18 protein-coding genes and 1 pseudogene are annotated in these 18,506 nt (G+C 35.1%); 15 read left to right on the top strand and 4 right to left on the bottom strand.

The genetic code is table 11. The annotated features are described in order from the left end of the window. The 8 genes and pseudogenes from trpA (at position 1) to QMO11_RS09310 (ending at position 6,344) form a co-directional block, all read left to right on the top strand. Positions 1–771, top strand: coding sequence for a tryptophan synthase subunit alpha (trpA, locus tag QMO11_RS09275; protein ID WP_282037022.1), 771 nt, complete (start codon positions 1–3; stop codon positions 769–771). Positions 772–875: 104 nt separating this feature from the next. Next, positions 876–1,745 (top strand): formyltetrahydrofolate deformylase, encoded by an 870-nt coding sequence (purU, locus tag QMO11_RS09280; protein WP_068474385.1) that lies wholly within the window; start codon positions 876–878, stop codon positions 1,743–1,745. 5 nt (positions 1,746–1,750) lie between these two features. Next, positions 1,751–2,272: a peroxiredoxin family protein gene (locus QMO11_RS09285; protein WP_282037024.1), complete on the top strand. Its 522-nt coding sequence runs from the start codon at positions 1,751–1,753 to the stop codon at positions 2,270–2,272. A gap of 30 nt (positions 2,273–2,302) precedes the next feature. Further along, entirely contained in the window at positions 2,303–2,902 is a 600-nt protein-coding gene (hisH, locus tag QMO11_RS09290; RefSeq protein WP_282037025.1) for an imidazole glycerol phosphate synthase subunit HisH, read from the top strand. Between the two features lie 2 nt (positions 2,903–2,904). Further along, positions 2,905–3,630 carry a 1-(5-phosphoribosyl)-5-[(5-phosphoribosylamino)methylideneamino]imidazole-4-carboxamide isomerase gene (hisA, locus tag QMO11_RS09295; protein ID WP_282037026.1) on the top strand — a complete coding sequence of 242 codons (726 nt, stop codon included), beginning with the start codon at positions 2,905–2,907 and terminating at the stop codon, positions 3,628–3,630. A 108-nt stretch (positions 3,631–3,738) separates the two neighbouring features. Beyond that, complete coding sequence (hisF, locus tag QMO11_RS09300) at positions 3,739–4,497, top strand: imidazole glycerol phosphate synthase subunit HisF (RefSeq protein WP_282037027.1); 759 nt, start codon at positions 3,739–3,741, stop codon at positions 4,495–4,497. 60 nt (positions 4,498–4,557) lie between these two features. Next, positions 4,558–5,157: pseudogene (gene hisIE / locus QMO11_RS09305) on the top strand (bifunctional phosphoribosyl-AMP cyclohydrolase/phosphoribosyl-ATP diphosphatase HisIE); the annotation flags it as partial. A 137-nt stretch (positions 5,158–5,294) separates the two neighbouring features. Beyond that, positions 5,295–6,344 (top strand): BamA/TamA family outer membrane protein, encoded by a 1,050-nt coding sequence (locus QMO11_RS09310; RefSeq protein WP_282037029.1) that lies wholly within the window; start codon positions 5,295–5,297, stop codon positions 6,342–6,344. On the opposite strand, the gene QMO11_RS09315 is transcribed toward QMO11_RS09310, so the two are convergent. Continuing rightward, on the bottom strand, positions 6,341–8,557 hold the full coding sequence (locus QMO11_RS09315; RefSeq protein WP_282037030.1) for a PAS domain-containing sensor histidine kinase: 2,217 nt from the start codon (positions 8,555–8,557) through the stop codon (positions 6,341–6,343). The two genes, QMO11_RS09310 and QMO11_RS09315, sit on opposite strands and share 4 nt — an antisense overlap. Before the next feature lie 149 nt (positions 8,558–8,706). Between QMO11_RS09315 and hydF the strand changes: the two genes are divergently transcribed. Next, a complete protein-coding gene (hydF, locus tag QMO11_RS09320; protein WP_282037031.1) occupies positions 8,707–9,924 on the top strand; it encodes a [FeFe] hydrogenase H-cluster maturation GTPase HydF in 1,218 nt (405 codons plus the stop codon). Between the two features lie 7 nt (positions 9,925–9,931). On the opposite strand, the gene QMO11_RS09325 is transcribed toward hydF, so the two are convergent. Beyond that, a complete protein-coding gene (locus QMO11_RS09325) occupies positions 9,932–10,324 on the bottom strand; it encodes an ACT domain-containing protein (protein ID WP_282037032.1) in 393 nt (130 codons plus the stop codon). Between the two features lie 19 nt (positions 10,325–10,343). Then, complete coding sequence (locus tag QMO11_RS09330; protein ID WP_282037033.1) at positions 10,344–11,777, bottom strand: lyase family protein; 1,434 nt, start codon at positions 11,775–11,777, stop codon at positions 10,344–10,346. 244 nt (positions 11,778–12,021) lie between these two features. Between QMO11_RS09330 and QMO11_RS09335 the strand changes: the two genes are divergently transcribed. Together QMO11_RS09335 and QMO11_RS09340 are read left to right on the top strand one after the other, a co-directional pair. Then, positions 12,022–12,576, top strand: a complete 555-nt coding sequence (locus QMO11_RS09335) for a hypothetical protein (RefSeq protein WP_139314925.1) — start codon at positions 12,022–12,024, stop codon at positions 12,574–12,576. 128 nt (positions 12,577–12,704) lie between these two features. Further along, entirely contained in the window at positions 12,705–13,169 is a 465-nt protein-coding gene (locus QMO11_RS09340) for a Dps family protein (protein ID WP_282037034.1), read from the top strand. Between the two features lie 315 nt (positions 13,170–13,484). On the opposite strand, the gene fabD is transcribed toward QMO11_RS09340, so the two are convergent. Further along, positions 13,485–14,369 (bottom strand): ACP S-malonyltransferase, encoded by an 885-nt coding sequence (gene fabD / locus QMO11_RS09345; protein WP_282037035.1) that lies wholly within the window; start codon positions 14,367–14,369, stop codon positions 13,485–13,487. A 652-nt stretch (positions 14,370–15,021) separates the two neighbouring features. Between fabD and rpsL the strand changes: the two genes are divergently transcribed. The 4 genes from rpsL to rpsJ all read left to right on the top strand — a co-directional run bounded on the left by rpsL (position 15,022) and on the right by rpsJ (position 18,474). Next, a complete protein-coding gene (gene rpsL, locus QMO11_RS09350) occupies positions 15,022–15,405 on the top strand; it encodes a 30S ribosomal protein S12 (protein ID WP_068474333.1) in 384 nt (127 codons plus the stop codon). Between the two features lie 132 nt (positions 15,406–15,537). After that, complete coding sequence (rpsG, locus tag QMO11_RS09355; protein WP_068474328.1) at positions 15,538–16,014, top strand: 30S ribosomal protein S7; 477 nt, start codon at positions 15,538–15,540, stop codon at positions 16,012–16,014. Positions 16,015–16,044: 30 nt separating this feature from the next. Continuing rightward, positions 16,045–18,156, top strand: coding sequence for an elongation factor G (gene fusA, locus QMO11_RS09360; protein ID WP_068474326.1), 2,112 nt, complete (start codon positions 16,045–16,047; stop codon positions 18,154–18,156). Between the two features lie 12 nt (positions 18,157–18,168). Further along, positions 18,169–18,474 carry a 30S ribosomal protein S10 gene (gene rpsJ, locus QMO11_RS09365; protein ID WP_027472457.1) on the top strand — a complete coding sequence of 102 codons (306 nt, stop codon included), beginning with the start codon at positions 18,169–18,171 and terminating at the stop codon, positions 18,472–18,474. Positions 18,475–18,506: the final 32 nt, after the last annotated feature.

The following is an 18,506-nucleotide window of genomic DNA, read 5'->3' on the forward strand; positions in this document are numbered from 1 at the left end:
ATGAGCAGAATAAAAGAATTATTTCAAAATAAGAAAGATATACTTTCAATATATTATTCGGCAGGTTACCCTAATTTAAATGATACTGTACCAATACTCGAAGCTCTTGAAGAGTCAGGTGCTGATATTGTTGAAATTGGAATTCCCTTTTCAGATCCTTTAGCAGATGGGCCAACCATTCAGAAAAGTGGAGAGAAAGCCTTAGAAAACGGAATGAGCCTAAAAGTTCTTTTTGAACAATTGGCTAATGTACGTTCAAAAGTAAAAATGCCAATTGTATTGATGGGTTATTTAAATACAGTACACAAATACGGAATGGAGGCTTTTGCCAAGAAATGCAACGAAGTTGGTGTTGATGGTGTTATTCTTCCTGACTTGCCTTTTCAGGAATATTTAGATGTTTATAAGCCAACCTTTGATGCCAATGGAGTTTCAAATATTTTCTTAATAACTCCTCAAACACCTGAAGAACGTATTAAGTTAATTGATGCCAATACAAATGGTTTCATTTACATGGTTTCGTCAGCTTCAGTAACTGGTGCAAAAAAAGGATTATCAGATGAGCAGTTGGCCTATTTTGAAAGAGTGAAGTCTCTTGGCTTGCAAAATCCATCATTAATCGGATTCGGTATCAGTGATAAAGAATCATTTGAAACTACTTGTAAATATGCCGAAGGTGCAATTATCGGAAGTGGCTTTGTAAAAATGCTTGGAGAAGCAAGCGATCTTAAGAAAGATATCAATACTTACATTAAAAGCATCAAAGCTTAATTGAAGTATGATAAAAATCAGATTTTCATTTAACATCTGATGATAAATCCTTATTTTTGCAGCCCTCTCAGAGGAAACAAAATAAACTATCAAGTCTGAATTGCATGGAAAACAAAGTTAATAATACAGCCATATTAAAGATACATTGCCCTGATCAAAGTGGAATTGTTGCACGAGTTACCGATTTTATTAATCTCCACCATGGTAATATTGTTGAGGTAGATCAGCATGTAGATAGAGAAGATAATCTTTTCTTTATGCGTGTGGTTTGGGATTTAAGTAATTTTAATCTACCTAAAAGTGAAATTGATTCTACTTTTTCAAAGTTTCTTGGTGAGCCATATCAGATGAAGTATACTTTAAATTTCTCTGATGAAAAACCTCGTATGGCAATTTTTGTGTCTAAGGCGGCGCACTGTTTATACGATTTACTGGCGCGTTATCAAACTGGAGAATATAAGGTAGATGTGCCAGTTATAATAAGTAATCACACTACCCTAGAGCCTGTGGCAAAGCAATTCGGAATTGATTTTGTGCATATTCCAATTACTGCTGAAACAAAAGCAGAACAAGAAAAGAAACAACTTGAGGTGCTGAAAAAGTATAAGATTGATTTTGCTGTATTAGCACGCTATATGCAAGTGCTTTCAGCCGAGTTTATCAAAAGTTATCCTGAGAAGATTATTAATATCCACCATTCCTTTTTACCTGCATTTGCAGGAGCTAAGCCTTATCATGCTGCACATAAACGTGGGGTTAAAATTATTGGAGCTACCAGTCATTATGTAACTTCTGATTTGGATGCAGGGCCAATTATTGAACAGGATATTAATCGTATTTCTCATCACGACTCAATCCAAACCCTTATCCAAAAAGGGAAAGATGTTGAGAAAATTGTGTTGGCACGTGCCGTAAAAGCGCATATCGATAGAAAAACATTGGTTTATAAAAACCGAACAATAATATTTAATTAAGAAAAATGAAGAACTATTTATTTGCTTTAGCATTAATGTGTATTGGTTTAAATTTTACTCATGCACAGAAGAAGGATGATAGAGGGTATATTGTTAAAGTTGGAGATATAGCTCCTGATTTTGAGTGTAAATTGAATAATGGCAAAACGTTTAAGTTGTCTGATCATAAAGGCAAAGTTGTAATGTTACAATTTACCGCAAGTTGGTGTGGTGTTTGTCGTGCAGAGATGCCACATATTGAGAATGATATTTGGAAAAAGAATAAAGATAAGGACTTTGTACTGGTTGGCTTAGATAGAGATGAACCTCTTGAGACTGTGAATAAATTTGCTAAAGATACAGGCATATCTTATCCTTTAGGTTTAGATGATGGCGCTGATATTTTTGGTTTATACGCAAAGAAGAAGGCTGGTATTACACGAAATGTAATTATCGATAGAGACGGTAAAATTGTAATGTTAACTCGTCTTTTTAATGAAGAAGAGTTTAATAAAATGAATGTTGTAATTGAAGATTTACTAAAGTAAGATTACAAATTCCTATAAGGCCTAATAAATATGAAAATTGCTATAATAAAATATAACGCGGGTAATATTCAATCCGTAAGCTTTGCGCTTGATAGGTTGGGAGTGGAGCATATTATAACTTCAGATCCTGAAGAAATAAAAAGTGCAGATAAAGTTATTTTTCCAGGAGTGGGAGAGGCTAGCACAACCATGAAATACCTGAAAGAACAAGAGTTGGATGAACTTATCTTGAGTTTAAAGCAACCTGTTTTAGGCATTTGCCTTGGTATGCAACTAATGTGTAAACACTCCGAAGAAGGTAATGTTGATTGTCTTGGTATATTTGATGAGGAGGTAAAGAAATTTCAACTTCCTGAAAATAATACAGAGAATATTAAGGTGCCTCAAATGGGATGGAATACCATTGGTAATACCAAAAGTGCTTTGTTTGATTCGAGCATCGAAGATCAGTTTGTATACTTTGTTCATAGTTTCTATGTGGCATTAGGTAATGATACTGCAGCTACAACAAACTATATTTTACCTTACAGTTCTGCTTTGCAAAAGGATAACTTTTATGCTACCCAATTTCACCCTGAAAAGAGTGGTGATGTAGGTTCAAAAATTTTAGCAAACTTCATTAAACTATAATAATGGCCAAAATAGATATAATCCCAGCCATTGATATTATCGATGCAAAATGTGTGCGTTTAAGCCAGGGTGATTATGACCAAAAAACGGTTTATAACGAAAACCCGCTTGAAGTGGCTAAGATGTTCGAGGATCATGGTATCAAAAGACTACATTTAGTAGATTTAGATGGGGCTAAAGCTTCGCGAATCATTAACTATAAGGTGCTAGAACAAATTGCCAGCAAAACGAACTTAGTAATTGATTTTGGAGGAGGTTTAAAAACCGATGAGGATCTTAAAATTGCTTTTGAGAGTGGAGCCCAAATGATAACTGGCGGAAGTATTGCTGTTAAAAATAAAGCCGTTTTTACAAGTTGGATAGAGAAGTTCGGCTCAGATAAGATAATCTTAGGAGCTGATGTTAAAGATGAAAAGATTGCTGTTGGTGGTTGGCTCGAAACATCAGATTTAGAATTACTTCCTTTTGTTAAAGAATATGAGCAACTAGGAATTAATAAAGTAATTTGCACAGATATCAGTAAAGATGGGATGTTGCAAGGAACTTCAACAGAACTGTACAAAAAGTTATTAAAACAATCTCCTGATTTATACTTAGTAGCAAGTGGTGGATTGAGTAGTTTAGCAGATATCGACGAATTAGTTGAAGCTAAGGTACCTGCAGTAATTACCGGAAAAGCAATTTATGAAGGACGTATTAGCCTGAAGGAATTGGAGAGGTATAGTTAGTAGTTTATAGCAAACTCACTTTAGAGGATGATGATAATTACTGCAAAAAAGCCTAAATACAAACTTAAATTACTAGCCATTGACTACTGGCTAATAAACTAAAGAAAAATGCTCGCAAAAAGAATAATTCCCTGTTTAGATATTAAAAATGGGATGACAGTGAAAGGGATTAAATTTGTAGGAATAAAAGAAGTTGGTGATCCTGTTGAGTTGGGTGCTTTATATGCCGAACAAGGGGCCGACGAACTTGTATTCCTTGATATTACAGCTAGTCACGAGGGGCGTAAAACCTTTGTTGATTTGGTAAAGCGTATAGCGCAGCACGTAAATATCCCGTTTACAGTAGGTGGTGGAATTAGTGAAATTAAAGATGCCGAGGCTTTACTTAATGCCGGGGCCGATAAAATCAGTATTAACTCCTCTGCAGTTCGAAACCCTCAGTTAATTAATGATATGGCACTCAATTTCGGAAGCCAGTTTGTTGTAACTGCTATAGATGCTAAGCATATGTCGGGCGACGATTGGGCAGTTACTGTAAATGGTGGTCGAATTGAAACAGAGAAGCGCTTGTTCTCTTGGGCTAAGGAAGCTGAAGATAGAGGAGCTGGCGAAATATTGTTTACATCAATGGATCATGATGGTGTAAAGCAAGGTTTTGCGAACGAAGCACTTGCTAAACTATCAACAGATCTTACTATTCCTATCATTGCCAGTGGTGGAGCTGGTAGTATGGAGCATTTTAAAGATGTGTTTACAAAAGGAAAAGCAGATGCTGGTTTAGCAGCTAGTATTTTCCACTATAAAGAAATCGGAATTCCTGATTTGAAACAATACCTCAATACCGAGGGAATTAGTGTAAGGTTGTAATAAAAACAAAAGCTTGTTAATTGCTATTTCGGCACATGCTAACAGCTAACTAAAGACTTAAATATGAAAATAGATTTCGATAAATTAGGAAATGGATTGGTGCCTGCAATTATTCAAGATGCAGTTACAAACAAAGTATTAATGCTTGGTTTTATGAATCAAGAGGCATTTGATAAAACACAAGAAGAGCGAAAAGTTACCTTCTTTAGCCGCACAAAGAATCGCTTGTGGACCAAAGGTGAAGAGTCGGGCAACTTTTTAAATGTGGTTTCAATTGCAATTGATTGCGATGATGATACATTGCTAATTAAGGCTAATCCAGTTGGCCCCGTGTGTCATACTGGCGATGATACTTGTTTTCAAGAGGAAAATAAAGCAGATATTACCTTTTTAACAGAGCTTCAAGATTTTATTGATAAGCGTAAAGAGGAAATGCCTGCTGATTCTTATACTACTCATTTATTTAAGAAAGGTATTCGAAAAATAACACAAAAAGTTGGTGAAGAGGCAATAGAAACTGTAATCGGAGCTATGGCTAACGATGACGAAAACTTTTTGTATGAAGGTGCAGATCTTTTGTATCATTTAATTGTTCTACTTACCTACAAAGGGTATCGTATTGAAGATTTAGCCGAGGAATTAAGAAAAAGGCATAAGTAATTCCCTTATTAATTTTAAAAAGCAATGTCTAAGCATTGCTTTTTTATTATTTTGCAGTAATGACTTTATCTGGGAAACATACATTGCGTTATATAAAAGGTGGATTGAGATATATTTATCTATTTCTAACAATCTGTATGTATTCAGTATCTACAGCACAAATCCCGCAATCTTTACAGCACTCCTATAAAGCTCTTGATTCCTTAGTAACGGATGCGCTTCAAAAAGATGTTGGTATATTACCTGCTCCTACATTTAACCCATCCTTTGGAACAGGAATTGCCATTGTGCCAGTAGTTATATATAAATTGCCTGGTTTAAGTGAGGAGACGCACCCATCTACCATTCAGGGTCTTTTAATGGTTAATTTACGAGGGTCATTAATTTCTGGTATAAAGAGTACTAACTATCTAAATAAAAATAAATTTTGGTTCGATGGTTATGTAGGTTATATGAATGTCCATCTTGATCCAGAGAATTCGCAATACTCCAAATTACACTTTCGTGGATTTTCTTCCAGCTTTTCTGGTTTGTATAGCATTGTGCCAGACTTCTACTTAGGACCTATTGTGAATGCAAATTATTTGAGTGAATTTGGCTCAGAATCAGACGAGAGTGAAAAAGTAAATTATAATTGGTATGTAACGCCTGGATTAAAAGTTTCATTTGATACACGCGACGATATCTATTTTCCAACAAAGGCTTGGTTTTTAGAAGGTACAATTCAGGGCTTAGTTGAATTAGATAACGAAATAGAACCCTATCAGAAGGTAACAATCGGACTTACAAATTACTTTCCAATAGATACACCCAAGCCAATTATATTTGCCAATAGACTTTATTCACAAATTGGTTTTGGAGAAATGCCATTACACGAGAAGGCTTCCCCCGGTGGATCGTCAATTCTGAGAGGTTATATTAGTGGACGTTATATGGATAATTCCATCGTAACTTATCAATCAGAAATGCGATGGATGTTCTCTAAAAGGTGGGGTGTGGTTGCGTTTGGTGGAGTTGGTTTGTTATTTGATCAAGTTTGGCATATCAATAATGCCAATTTCCTTCCATCTATTGGAACTGGAGTTAGGTTTAAAATGTTTAAGAAGCTGAAGATAAATGCAGCACTAGATTTGGCAATGGGGCGTGAGAATAGTAATGTGTATTTTAGACTTTCAGAGGCTTTTTAGCCCTTGGGAAGAATGACAGAGAACTCACTTCCCTTCTTTGCTTGACTCTTTACAGTGATGTATCCGCCATTTAATTCCGTCATTTCTTTTACCATCGATAGTCCTAATCCTGTGCCTTTTTCTTCAGCAGTTCCTCTTGAAGAGACTAGCTCATTAATATCAAATAGATTTTTCAACTTTTTAGCTTTTATTCCAACGCCATAATCTTTTACTCTGAGTTCAATGTTCTGGTCATCAAATCCTTCAATTACACAGAGTACCTTACTTCCATTATAAGAATATTTTATAGCATTGTGCAACAAGTTTCGCATTATAAATTTAAACATTGTTAAGTCGCTGTTTAAAATTAAACCTTCTGTAACTGTCGCTTCTATACTTATATCTTTTGATTTGCTTAAAGCCTCAAGTGATAGAATGCACTCATCAACCACAGTGGAAGGATTAAAAAGTTCTTTGTAGACTTTAAGTTGTCCTAGTTGGGATTTTGCCCAAGTAAGTAAATCTTCGAGTAGCTTAAAAGTTTGTTCGCTTGCGTTAACAATTTTGTGTGCAAACTCTTTAATTTCAATTGTAGATAAATCTTCAATGCTATTTTCAAGAATATTAGCGAAGCCTAATATTGCATTAAAAGGGTTTCTAATATCATGTGCTATAACAGAGAATAGCTTGTCTTTAGTGAGATTTAGTTGTCTTAACTTCTCTTCATTCTCTTTGAGTTCTTCTTCTGCTTTTTTACGCATTGATATATCAACCACCATGCCTACGGCCTCTGTTACTCTACCATTTTCGAAAGAGATAGGTGTAATATAAATATCTCCCCAAAACAATCTATTATCGATGCTTCTATATTGACGTTGAGTGTTGAAGCTACTTACACTGCCTGAAAAAACGGTTTTAAAATTTTCTTTTATATCGTCATGTACACTTTTATTTGCTACAAAATCTAAATAGTTTTTACCGATAAAGTCTTTCATGTGCGTAAAACCAAGCATTGTAGCTAACCTTTGGTTGCTGGTAATTAAATTTCCTTTATTACTAATTACACAGATGCCCATAAGTGAATTTTCAAAAATGGCATCCAATCTGTTTTTCTGTTCTTCTAGCAATAGTTCTGTTTGTTTAAGGTTCGTAAAGTCCATTCCAATGGATTGATATTCTACAATATTTGACTGTAAATCAAATAGTGCTCTATCTATCCATTTAATCCAATGTTCTTTTCCATCATTATCAATAAAATGTTGTTCGTATTCTATGATGGGATTGATTGCAGATAATAGATCTATGTTTTTCTTAAAGACACGCCTTTTTCCGTCTTCTAATAAACTATATACATTGGCACCTAATAAGGATTTTGTATCAGAATTAAGGTAGGTAGCATAATATGAATTCACATAACTCAAAATGCCATTAATATCAAATCGTCTAATTAGTGCAGGTGCATCCTCAACTAGCTTTGCATAGCGTAGTTCGCTCTTTGCTTTTGCTTTAATGATGTTTTTATAATCTGTAATGTCATGTATAAACATACAGTAGCCATCTTTGTCAAGAGGGAAACTAATAATCTTTAGGTATTTGTTAATGCTTTTAAAGTACTCTTCAATGGAGTTTCTGTACAATAGGTTATCAACGTTACCCTCTTTTATCGACTTAAAGTCGGGTAAGAAATTATTTAAGCTAAAACCTGTTAATGACTTTTGCTGAAATATTTCATTTGCCTTTGGGTTCGCCTTAAGAACTAGTAATTCTTCAAAAGATTTCTTATTGTTCTTGGGTTCAAAAATGACTATTCCAAAAGGAGTATTTTCAAAAAGCTCATCTAATAAGAATTTTTCTTTGCGGAATTCTTCCTCAAGTTGTTTTTTGTAAGTGATATCTTCTTTGATGGCAATAAAACCTTCTAATTTGCCATCTCTTTTAATGGGTGATATTTTTGCTCGTTCCCAAATTAGCCTGCCATTTTTAGATTTATTAAGAAAAATGCCTTCCCAAGTCTCGCCAGTATTTAAAGTGTCCCACATATCCTTATAAAATGCGGGTTTGTGGTAGCTTGCATTTAATAGTTTGGTAGATTGTCCGATGATTTCACGTCTTGTATAACCATACTTTTCAATAAAAGCATTGTTAACATAGCGCACCATACCATTGGTATCTGTAATCACTACAATACTTTCTAACTCGTTTAGTGCGAAAATAAGTTCTTCAATTTCAATCATCAATCTCTCCCGTTCTATTGTGCGAAGCTATTCTAGCAATTACGTGAATTAATATGTAAATATCAATGTGTATTAAGCTTCTGGCTTATCTTCCTTCTTTTTTTTTTACCAATTAACTTAATGCTTTTATAACTTTGCATAAAAAAGCGATGGCTAGAGATAAGCACCCTCATATTGGTATTTTTGGAAGGAGAAATTATGGCAAGAGTACCTTAATAAATTTACTCGCTAACCAAGAAATCGCCATTGTATCTGATCAGGCAGGAACAACTACTGACCCGGTAAAGAAAACAATGGAAATTACGGGATTTGGTCCAGTTACTATTATTGATACTGCGGGTTATGATGATGTTGGTGAATTGGGTAAAAAGCGAGTTCAGAAAACTCAAAAATCTATCAAGCTTGTAGACTTGGGTATTTTGTTGGTTAGTAATAATAGGTTTGATGATGCCGAGACTCAGATAATTAAAAGCTTCGAAGAAAACGATATTCCTTATGTTATTGTATACAGCAAGAGTGATGTAAGCTCGCCAAATGCTGATATTATGCAAGCAATTGGTAATACAAACCACGCTAATTTTATAGTTTTTAATAAAGAGGAGGATACCGAGGAATTAATAAAAGCAATTACTAAAGCAATTCCTGAGACAGCTTTTACGCACCCTTCCTTATTGGGCGATATAATAAGTTATGGCGATATTGTGTTGTTAATTACACCAATTGATATTGAAGCTCCAGAGGGCCGAATGATTCTACCTCAGGTTCAGGCTATACGCGATATTATTGATAACGATGCTATTTGTATTGTTTTAAAAGAGAGGGAGGTTGATGCATTTTTAAAAAGAACAGGGATTAAACCTAATTTGGCAGTTACGGATAGTCAAGTGTTCCTCAAGGCAGACGCATCTATCCCAAAAGAAATTCCTTTAACTAGTTTTAGTATTATGCTTGCGCGTTATAAAGGTGATTTTACGAGATATTTGCAGGGTACGCCAAAAATTGATGACCTAAAGGATGGAGATAGAGTTTTACTACTAGAGTCGTGCACGCATCATGTCTCATGCAATGATATAGCACGTTCAAAAATACCTCGATGGATTTCAAATTATACAGGCAAGCATCACGAATTTGATGTAGTTGCAGGTTTTGATAATTTGCCACACCCAATAGAGGATTATTCTATTGTGATTCAATGTGGAGGATGTATGATATCGCGAAAGCAACTAGCAATGCGATTAAAGCCTGCTATTGATGCCGGGGTGCCTATTACCAACTACGGAATGACCATTGCATTTGTACTAGGTATTTACGAAAGAGCTGTTGCTCCTTTTGTAAAAATAGACGAGGGTTCTTTGAATTACTTGTAATAGTTTATTAGTCTGAGAATTTACTCAGGATATTCATAGCCTTCTCAGCATCGTTTTTATTAACAAATATATGGTCGTGATAATATGCGGCCACTACGTTGCAACTTATATTATGTTCGGATAAAGCATTAGAGAAGGCCGCTGTTAATCCTACGGCATCTAAAGAAGAATGAATTTCAAGACTAATCCAAGAAGCTACATAGTCGTATTTTAACAAAAGCTCATCTGCTTTTTGCTGTTTTATAATGAGAGTGGTGCTTTCGGCTTCTTTAAATTCGCATAAAGTATTACTTCTCTCAACTACCGAAGGATCGGTAACAGTTACAAAAACATAAGAGCCTTTGTTTAACTTAGGAGTCATTCCTTTTAGGAGTTTGCTTAAATTTGTTTCACCAGCCATAATCCAGTTTTTAGTTTATTTATAAGTCATCAATTCGATAACCTAACTTTAATAAGAACGCTGGTTGTAAGATTTCGTTCAGCTTGCTGTCTGAGATAGCTTTTAAGGCTTTATTTGCATCTAAAATAGAAGTGTTTTTTGTTTTCATGTATTGTGCCAATTCAGCAGCTTTGTGATAGCCAATGTAAGGGCTGAGTGCTGTTGTAATTGAAGGATTTTTCAATACTGTCTCTATGGTGTCATTTTTTTTGAATTGTATATCCTTAAGCAAATTTTGCGTGATGGTTTTATTACAGGCAATTAATAGTTTTAAGCTATCGATTAAAGCATGACCTATTGTAGGAATGTATGCATTTAATTCTAGGCATCCTTGACCGCATAAATTTGAAATTAGCAAATCGTTCGCATATATCTTATGTGCGGCAGAAATTACAAACTCACTAATTACGGGGTTGATCTTGCCTGGCATAATGGAACTCCCCACTTGTTTTTGTGCAATAGTGAGTTCCTGATCAATAAATAAGTCGGAACTTAAAAGTCTTAAGTCAGCAACCATCTTTTCAAGGTTTACTGCGTGTGATTTAAGTGTGGCATGTACCTCAACATATACGTCTAAATTTGAGGTTGTATCCATTAGGTTTTCTGATCGAGTCAGGGGTAATCCTGTTATTCGTTGAAGTTGTCTTGTAGCTTCAATAATAAAATAGGATGGGATGCTCATGCCAGTTCCTATGGCACCACCACCAAGGTTCACTTCTTTAATCCGCTCATTACATTTACTAACGCGCCACCAATCTCGCGATAATGCATTGTTATAAGCACTAAATAATTTGTCATACGAACTAGGTACTGCTGCCTGCATTTGAGTATATGCAATCCGAAGCCTATTTCTGGTTGCACTTTCAATTTTTTCTAGGCTACGTAATGATCCATCAATGCATTTGTCTAAATCGTTTAGTAGTTGCATTGAGGCTACTTTTAGTGCGGACGGAATAATGTCGTTGGTTGATTGAAAGATATTAGCCGATTCTATGGGGTCAATCTGTGAGTAATCACCAATTTTATATCCCAATGAGCCAAGTGCTACATTAGTGATTATTTCATTAATGTTTAAATTGATACTAGTGCCAGCACCTCCTTGCATGGCAGGAACAATAAAGTTATTGTAGTGTTTTCCGAGTGCCACATCTTTTGCTCCTTTAATAAGGACATCAATAGTTGCATCGTTCATAAACGGATGTTTGTGTGCATCTCCAAATTTTGACTGTGTAGCAACTTTAAAGTTCTTATAAGATACGTAGCAAGCTTCCTTAACAGTGCCTACAGCCTGATACCATTCTTTATGAAAGCGTGTGTTATCCGGAAAGTTATCCCGTGCTCTTACTGAATGTATGCCATATAAAGCATCATCTGGGATATCAACGGTTCCAATAAAATCGTATTCCTTTCGCATTATCATGGTTTATTTTGCATAAAAATAGTAAGACTTTTAAATCTAGGTCTAATAAATCTTCTATAATCGTGTGATCCTAAAATTCATTACTTCTTATATCAATCATTTGATGATGTTTTTGGTATTACATTATCATTGCATTTTAACTTTAATAATTTGTAATATATTTGTGCACCCCTTCGTGAAAATTACAAAAGTCAATTTGTAAATGGCCTTAGTTCAAGGCGCAGAAAATCGTTATTGTATGAGTGTTAATAAATTAGTAGCTGCTTTGTTGGTAGTACTGTGTGGTGGTGTTATGTCTTGTAAAAAAGGCGATTATGTCAAAAAAGATCAAATAGAAAGTAAGAATGGCTATGTTAAAGGGGTTGTTCGTGGGCTTTTGAGTGATGGAACTGTTATTGATGAATCATTTAATTTAGAGTATTCCGATTTAGGAGACAATACCGTTATTAAATATGTTGAAGATGCTGTTTTTATAAAAGAGTTTAATGTTTACAATCGATCTTCAGTATTAAATATGGCAAACTTCTTTTGCACAACAGATTTCTTTATTATTCAAGATGCAAGAAAAGATAGCCTGGTTGAATTAAATTTTAGTATGGTTAAGAAATTAAAGGATAATAGAGTATTGAATATTCAGTCGGATGAGGGTGCGCAATTTGGCATTACCGAATTTAACTATGATGCTAATAAAAGCACAATTGAAGGTGGAATTGTGGGTAAGTTAAATGAGGATACTAACCTGTATTTAGAATTAAGTTTCAAGGTAAAGGTACTCGAAGAAATTAGTAAGTAACCTAGGTTTGTTGGTGTGAATATAAATATTATCTATTACTGCATAGATAAAATCAGTTTGATTGATATCATGAAGAGCCTCATATTTGTAGTGTTCAAAGAAAATAAAACACTTAGAATATTGAGATTATGAATAAGATTGGATTAAATAGTGAGAAGGCAATAGCATTAGTAAGAGAGTTAAATGATTTACTTTCTAATTATCAATTATTCTATATGAATGTAAGAGGGTTTCATTGGAATATTAAGGGAGCCAATTTTTTTGAATTACATGCAAAGTTTGAAGAGCAATACGACGACCTAGTAATCAAAGTTGATGAGGTTGCAGAAAGAGTATTAACCTTAGGAGGTGTGCCTACGCATACCTTTGAAGAATACCTTAAAGCAAGCGATATAAAAGCAGCTCATAATATTACCGATGGTACTGAGGCTATTAAAAGTTTGTTGGAATCGTTCTCTATTTTGATTACAAAGCAACGCAATATTCTTGAGGCTGCAGGAGATGCCGGCGATGAGGGAACAGGAGCTTTAATGAGCGATTACATCCGAGAACAGGAAAAATTAGTATGGATGTATAGTGCTTACTTAGGTTAAGTATTAGAATTGTTAGTTATTTTTATGTAGGTAATTATCAATGAGCTTCTTTATTAGAAATATTGATTCTACGTAAGTGATGAATATAACCCGATGACAAATATGTTTTCGGGTTTTTCATTTAGCAAACTATCTTTCAGTTAAATGTATTTGAAATGATGGGGAATTGAAGCGTAACTGCCTCTTATTTATAGGTAGATGTGTGTTTACTGTGAATTATATCTAAATAGGTTTGTATTTCAGTTTGCGAAATAGGGATACAAAAAAGCCGAAGGTGCTTACCTCCGGCTTTATACCTTTGTAAAAGGTATATTTTTATAAACTGCTGACCCCAGCAACAGCCATTTTACGGTCAACTTTTTTAATCATACCTTGTAATGCTTTTCCAGGACCTACTTCAGTAAATGAATCTGCACCATCAGCAATCATGTTTTGAACTGTTTGGGTCCACTTTACAGCACCCGTTAATTGAGCTACTAGGTTTTCTTTTATTGTAGCAGCATCGGTGTTTGCCTCTGCATTAATATTTTGATAGATTGGGCACACCGGATTTTTTATTTCCGTTGCTTCAATCGCAGCTGCTAATTCAACTCTAGCAGGTTCCATTAATGGTGAGTGAAATGCTCCTCCTACAGGAAGTTTTAGAGCTCTCTTTGCACCTTTCTCAGTTAAAATCTCGCAAGCTTTATCTATGCCAGCAAAAGAACCAGAGATTACAAGTTGTCCTGGGCAGTTGTAGTTTGCAGCTACAACAACTTCGTCAATACTTGCACATACTTCTTCAACTACAGAATCTTCTAATCCAATAATTGCAGCCATAGTAGAAGGTTCTGCTTCACATGCTTTTTGCATTGCTTGAGCACGTTGTGAAACTAATTTTAAGCCATCTTCAAACGACATTGCTTCTGCAGCAACTAAAGCGCTAAATTCACCTAATGAGTGACCAGCAACCATTTCAGGTTTAAAATCTTCACCCATTGTTTTAGCTAATAAAACAGAGTGTAAAAATATAGCAGGTTGCGTAACTTTTGTTTGCTTTAAGTCTTCATCAGTGCCAGCAAACATCAGGTCAGTAATTCTGAAACCTAAAATATCATTGGCTTTTTCAAAAAGTTCTTTAGCCATTTCAGAATTCTCGTATAGGTCTTTTCCCATACCTACGAATTGGGCACCTTGCCCAGGAAATACAAATGCTTTCATTGTGTTTTTAATATGTTTAGCACAGAGTATAATTTGAATATACGTGCAGTTTTAAAGAACAAAAGTTCTTTTTTTTATTCTAATTAATAAAAGAATTTGGCGCAAATATAATAAATATTGTGTAGGCTGTTTTTATTTATTATAGATTATCAGAATGTTAACATTTTGCTTTAATCTATAATATTCGTGTATATTTTTAAAGTAAACTTACTTGTGTTTGTATATCATGATGTCAATAAGTATCAATTGTTGGAAAGTTATAATGTTACATATGAGAGTGTATTTTCTTTTTTAAAGATGGTGTAATTTATTATTAGGTTTAATTTCTTAGATTTTTTTTAAAGAAACTATTGAACTATTGATATTTGAAGCTTTTTTTTAATAATCATATAGAATATGTGCGCTAAAACTTGCAGTTGTGATTATTCTGAGGTCTATCTTGCTCATTCCGTAGATATTATAATTTGTTAAATCCGACAATAATTTGAAAAAACAAGCGCATGTATGGTGTTTATTAATTGAAAATTAGTACTTTTGCATCGCTTTTTTGTCTAAATGTGTAAAAACTACTGTAAATCAGTATGTTTTATTAAGATAAGAAGTCGCTGAAAAGCGTTGATAATGAAAATTTTATTTAAACAAATATAGTTATATGCCAACAATTCAACAGTTAGTTCGCAAAGGCCGTACTCAGTTAGTTGAGAAAAGTAAGTCTAGAGCGCTAGATGCTTGTCCGCAACGAAGAGGCGTTTGTGTAAGGGTGTACACAACTACACCTAAGAAACCAAACTCGGCAATGAGAAAAGTTGCTAGGGTTCGTTTGACAAACGGGAAAGAAGTGAATGCTTACATTCCAGGAGAGGGTCACAATTTACAAGAGCACTCTATCGTATTAGTACGTGGAGGTAGAGTAAAAGATCTTCCAGGGGTTCGTTATCACTTAGTTCGTGGGGCTTTAGATGCTTCAGGTGTAGAGGGTCGTACTCAGCGTCGTTCTAAATACGGAACTAAGCGTCCGAAAGATGCTAAGAAGTAATTAATTAATGTTTGACATTAAGTTTTGTTTATTGGTAGTTGAATTGAAACGGTTGAGTAAAAGGTGATGTATCACCTTTGAAGACATAGACACAGATATTAACAGCCAATAAGAAACTAATAAACAAGAAAGATGAGAAAAGGGAAACCAAAGAAGCGAATATTGCTTCCAGATCCAAAGTTTAATGATACTTTGGTAACACAATTCATTAATAACTTAATGATTGATGGTAAAAAATCTACCGCTTATGGTATTTTTTACGATGCCTTAGATCGCATGGCTGAAAAAGCTGAGAAAGAAGGAAAGACTCCTTTGGAAATGTGGAAAAAAGGTTTAGAAAATATCACTCCTGCTGTCGAGGTTAAGTCTCGTAGAGTTGGTGGTGCTACATTTCAGGTTCCTACTGAGATTCGCCCATCTAGAAAAGTTTCAGTTGCAATGAAAAACTTGATTCTTTTTGCTCGTAAGCGTAGTGGTAAATCTATGGCAGAAAAAATGTCTGCTGAAATTGTTGCGGCTTATAACAATGAAGGTGGAGCCTTCAAAAAGAAAGAAGATATGCACAGGATGGCAGAGGCTAATAGAGCGTTTGCTCACTTTAGATTCTAATATCTTACTAATCTTTAAGAATTAAATAAAATGGCAAGTACAGATTTAAAATATACCAGAAATATTGGTATTATGGCTCACATCGATGCCGGTAAAACTACGACTACAGAGCGTATCTTGTTTTACACTGGTATTACTCACAAAATTGGTGAGGTACACGATGGTGCGGCTACAATGGACTGGATGGAGCAAGAGCAAGAAAGAGGTATTACAATTACTTCTGCTGCTGTTACTACTAACTGGAACTATAATAATGAGTCATATAAAGTAAACATCATTGATACTCCAGGACACGTTGATTTTACTGTAGAGGTAGAGCGTTCATTACGTGTACTTGATGGTGCTGTTGCAGTTTTCTGTGCAGTAGGTGGTGTTGAGCCTCAATCAGAGACTGTTTGGAGACAAGCAGATAAATATGGTGTGCCACGTATCGGTTTTGTTAATAAAATGGACCGTTCTGGAGCTAATTTCTTTGAGGTAGTTAAGCAAGTTAAGGAGATGTTAGGAGCTAATCCTATTCCTCTTCAAATTCCTATTGGAGCTGAAGAAACTTTCGAAGGGGTTGTTGACCTTATCGAAAATAAAGCTGTAGTTTGGTTTGACGATGCGCAAATGGGTTCTCGTTATGAGTTCCAAGAAATTCCTGAAAACTTAAAAGAGGAAGCAAAAGAGTATAGAGACAAACTTGTTGAAGCTGTTGCTGAGTCTAATGAAGAGTTGATGGAGCGTTATTTCGAAGATCCAGATTCTATCACTAAGGAAGAAATGCTTGAGGCTATTCGTGTAGCTACTATCGAAAGAACAATTACTCCAATGTTATGTGGTTCTGCCTTTAAAAATAAAGGTGTTCAACGTTTATTGGATTACGTTATGGCATTCTTACCTGCTCCTACTGATGTTCCTGCAATTACAGGTACAGATTTAGATACAGGTGAAGAAACTAGCCGTCCGCATGATGCTGAAGCGCCATTTTCTGCTTTAGCATTTAAAATTGCTACTGACCCATTCGTAGGTCGTTTGGCATTTATGCGTATTTACTCAGGTAAATTAGAGGCTGGTTCATATGCGTTAAATTCACGTACACAGAAAAAAGAACGTATTTCACGTTTATACCAAATGAAAGCAAATAAGCAAATGCCTCAAGATGTGATTGAAGCAGGTGATATTTGTGCTGGAGTTGGTTTTAAAGATATTCGTACTGGAGATACTCTTTGTGACGAGAAAAACCCAATTACTTTAGAGTCTATGGATTTCCCAGAGCCTGTAATTGGTGTGGCTGTAGAGCCTAAGTCGCAAAAGGATATGGATAAAATGGGTGTAGCTCTTGGTAAATTAGCTGAGGAAGATCCAACATTCCGTGTTCAAACTGACGAGGATAGCGGTCAAACTGTAATTAGTGGTATGGGTGAGCTTCACCTTGAAATTATCATTGATCGTTTGAAGCGTGAGTTCAAAGTAGAGTGTAACCAAGGTCGTCCACAGGTAACTTACAAAGAAACAATTACTCAAACTGTTGATCATCGTGAGGTGTTTAAAAAGCAGTCTGGTGGTCGTGGTAAGTTTGCTGATATTCACGTAACTGTTGGTCCTGCCGATGAAGGTAAAGAAGGATTAGAGTTCGTAAGTACTATTAAAGGTGGTAATGTACCTAAAGAATATGTTCCTTCAGTTGAGAAAGGTTTTAAAGATGCAATGATAAACGGTGTGTTAGCTGGTTTTGTTGTTGATAGTCTTAAAGTAACACTTACAGACGGATCTTTCCACCCTGTCGATTCTGATCAATTATCATTTGAGATTGCTGGTCGTCAAGCCTTCAAACAAGCATGTATGAAAGCTAAGCCAGTTTTACTTGAGCCATTAATGAAAGTTGAAGTTGTTACTCCTGAAGAATATATGGGAGATATCATCGGTGACTTTAACAAGCGTCGTGGTCAAGTAGAAGGAATGGAATCTAAAGCTGGTGCTCGTGTAGTAAAAGCTAAAGTGCCTCTAGCCGAAATGTTCGGATATGTAACTGCTTTACGTACTATTTCATCTGGCCGTGCAACTTCATCAATGGTGTTCTCACACTTCGAAGGAGTTTCTAAAGCCATTGCTCAAGAAGTAGTAAAAGAAGCTGAAGGAAAAGTAGAATTATTATAATTAGATCTCAAGATGAGTCAAAAAATAAGAATCAAATTAAAGTCTTACGATCATAACTTAGTTGACAAATCAGCTGAGAAAATCGTTAAGACAGTAAAAACTACTGGTGCTGTTGTAAGTGGTCCAATTCCATTACCAACTCACAAAAGAGTATTTACAGTGTTACGTTCAACGTTCGTAAACAAAAAATCAAGAGAGCAATTCCAACTTTCTTCATACAAGCGTTTAATCGATATCTATAGCTCAACAGCTAAAACTATCGATGCTTTAATGAAGTTAGAGCTTCCTAGTGGAGTAGAAGTTGAAATTAAAGTCTGAGAATAAACAAATAAGTTCGAGTAACTCGTCAG

This window comes from Saccharicrinis aurantiacus (genome assembly GCF_947489045.1).
Lineage (GTDB): Bacteria > Bacteroidota > Bacteroidia > Bacteroidales > Marinilabiliaceae > Saccharicrinis > Saccharicrinis aurantiacus.

Excerpts from the sequence above, each read along its gene's own strand:
- trpA (WP_282037022.1), top strand. The coding sequence starts at position 1 with ATGAGCAGAATAAAAGAATTATTTCAAAATAAGAAAGATATACTTTCA.
- purU (WP_068474385.1), top strand. The coding sequence starts at position 876 with ATGGAAAACAAAGTTAATAATACAGCCATATTAAAGATACATTGCCCT.
- QMO11_RS09285 (WP_282037024.1), top strand. The coding sequence starts at position 1,751 with ATGAAGAACTATTTATTTGCTTTAGCATTAATGTGTATTGGTTTAAAT.
- hisH (WP_282037025.1), top strand. The coding sequence starts at position 2,303 with ATGAAAATTGCTATAATAAAATATAACGCGGGTAATATTCAATCCGTA.
- hisA (WP_282037026.1), top strand. The coding sequence starts at position 2,905 with ATGGCCAAAATAGATATAATCCCAGCCATTGATATTATCGATGCAAAA.
- hisF (WP_282037027.1), top strand. The coding sequence starts at position 3,739 with ATGCTCGCAAAAAGAATAATTCCCTGTTTAGATATTAAAAATGGGATG.
- QMO11_RS09310 (WP_282037029.1), top strand. The coding sequence starts at position 5,295 with ATGTATTCAGTATCTACAGCACAAATCCCGCAATCTTTACAGCACTCC.
- QMO11_RS09315 (WP_282037030.1), bottom strand. The coding sequence starts at position 8,557 with ATGATTGAAATTGAAGAACTTATTTTCGCACTAAACGAGTTAGAAAGT.
- hydF (WP_282037031.1), top strand. The coding sequence starts at position 8,707 with ATGGCTAGAGATAAGCACCCTCATATTGGTATTTTTGGAAGGAGAAAT.
- QMO11_RS09325 (WP_282037032.1), bottom strand. The coding sequence starts at position 10,324 with ATGGCTGGTGAAACAAATTTAAGCAAACTCCTAAAAGGAATGACTCCT.
- QMO11_RS09330 (WP_282037033.1), bottom strand. The coding sequence starts at position 11,777 with ATGCGAAAGGAATACGATTTTATTGGAACCGTTGATATCCCAGATGAT.
- QMO11_RS09335 (WP_139314925.1), top strand. The coding sequence starts at position 12,022 with ATGAGTGTTAATAAATTAGTAGCTGCTTTGTTGGTAGTACTGTGTGGT.
- QMO11_RS09340 (WP_282037034.1), top strand. The coding sequence starts at position 12,705 with ATGAATAAGATTGGATTAAATAGTGAGAAGGCAATAGCATTAGTAAGA.
- fabD (WP_282037035.1), bottom strand. The coding sequence starts at position 14,369 with ATGAAAGCATTTGTATTTCCTGGGCAAGGTGCCCAATTCGTAGGTATG.
- rpsL (WP_068474333.1), top strand. The coding sequence starts at position 15,022 with ATGCCAACAATTCAACAGTTAGTTCGCAAAGGCCGTACTCAGTTAGTT.
- rpsG (WP_068474328.1), top strand. The coding sequence starts at position 15,538 with ATGAGAAAAGGGAAACCAAAGAAGCGAATATTGCTTCCAGATCCAAAG.
- fusA (WP_068474326.1), top strand. The coding sequence starts at position 16,045 with ATGGCAAGTACAGATTTAAAATATACCAGAAATATTGGTATTATGGCT.
- rpsJ (WP_027472457.1), top strand. The coding sequence starts at position 18,169 with ATGAGTCAAAAAATAAGAATCAAATTAAAGTCTTACGATCATAACTTA.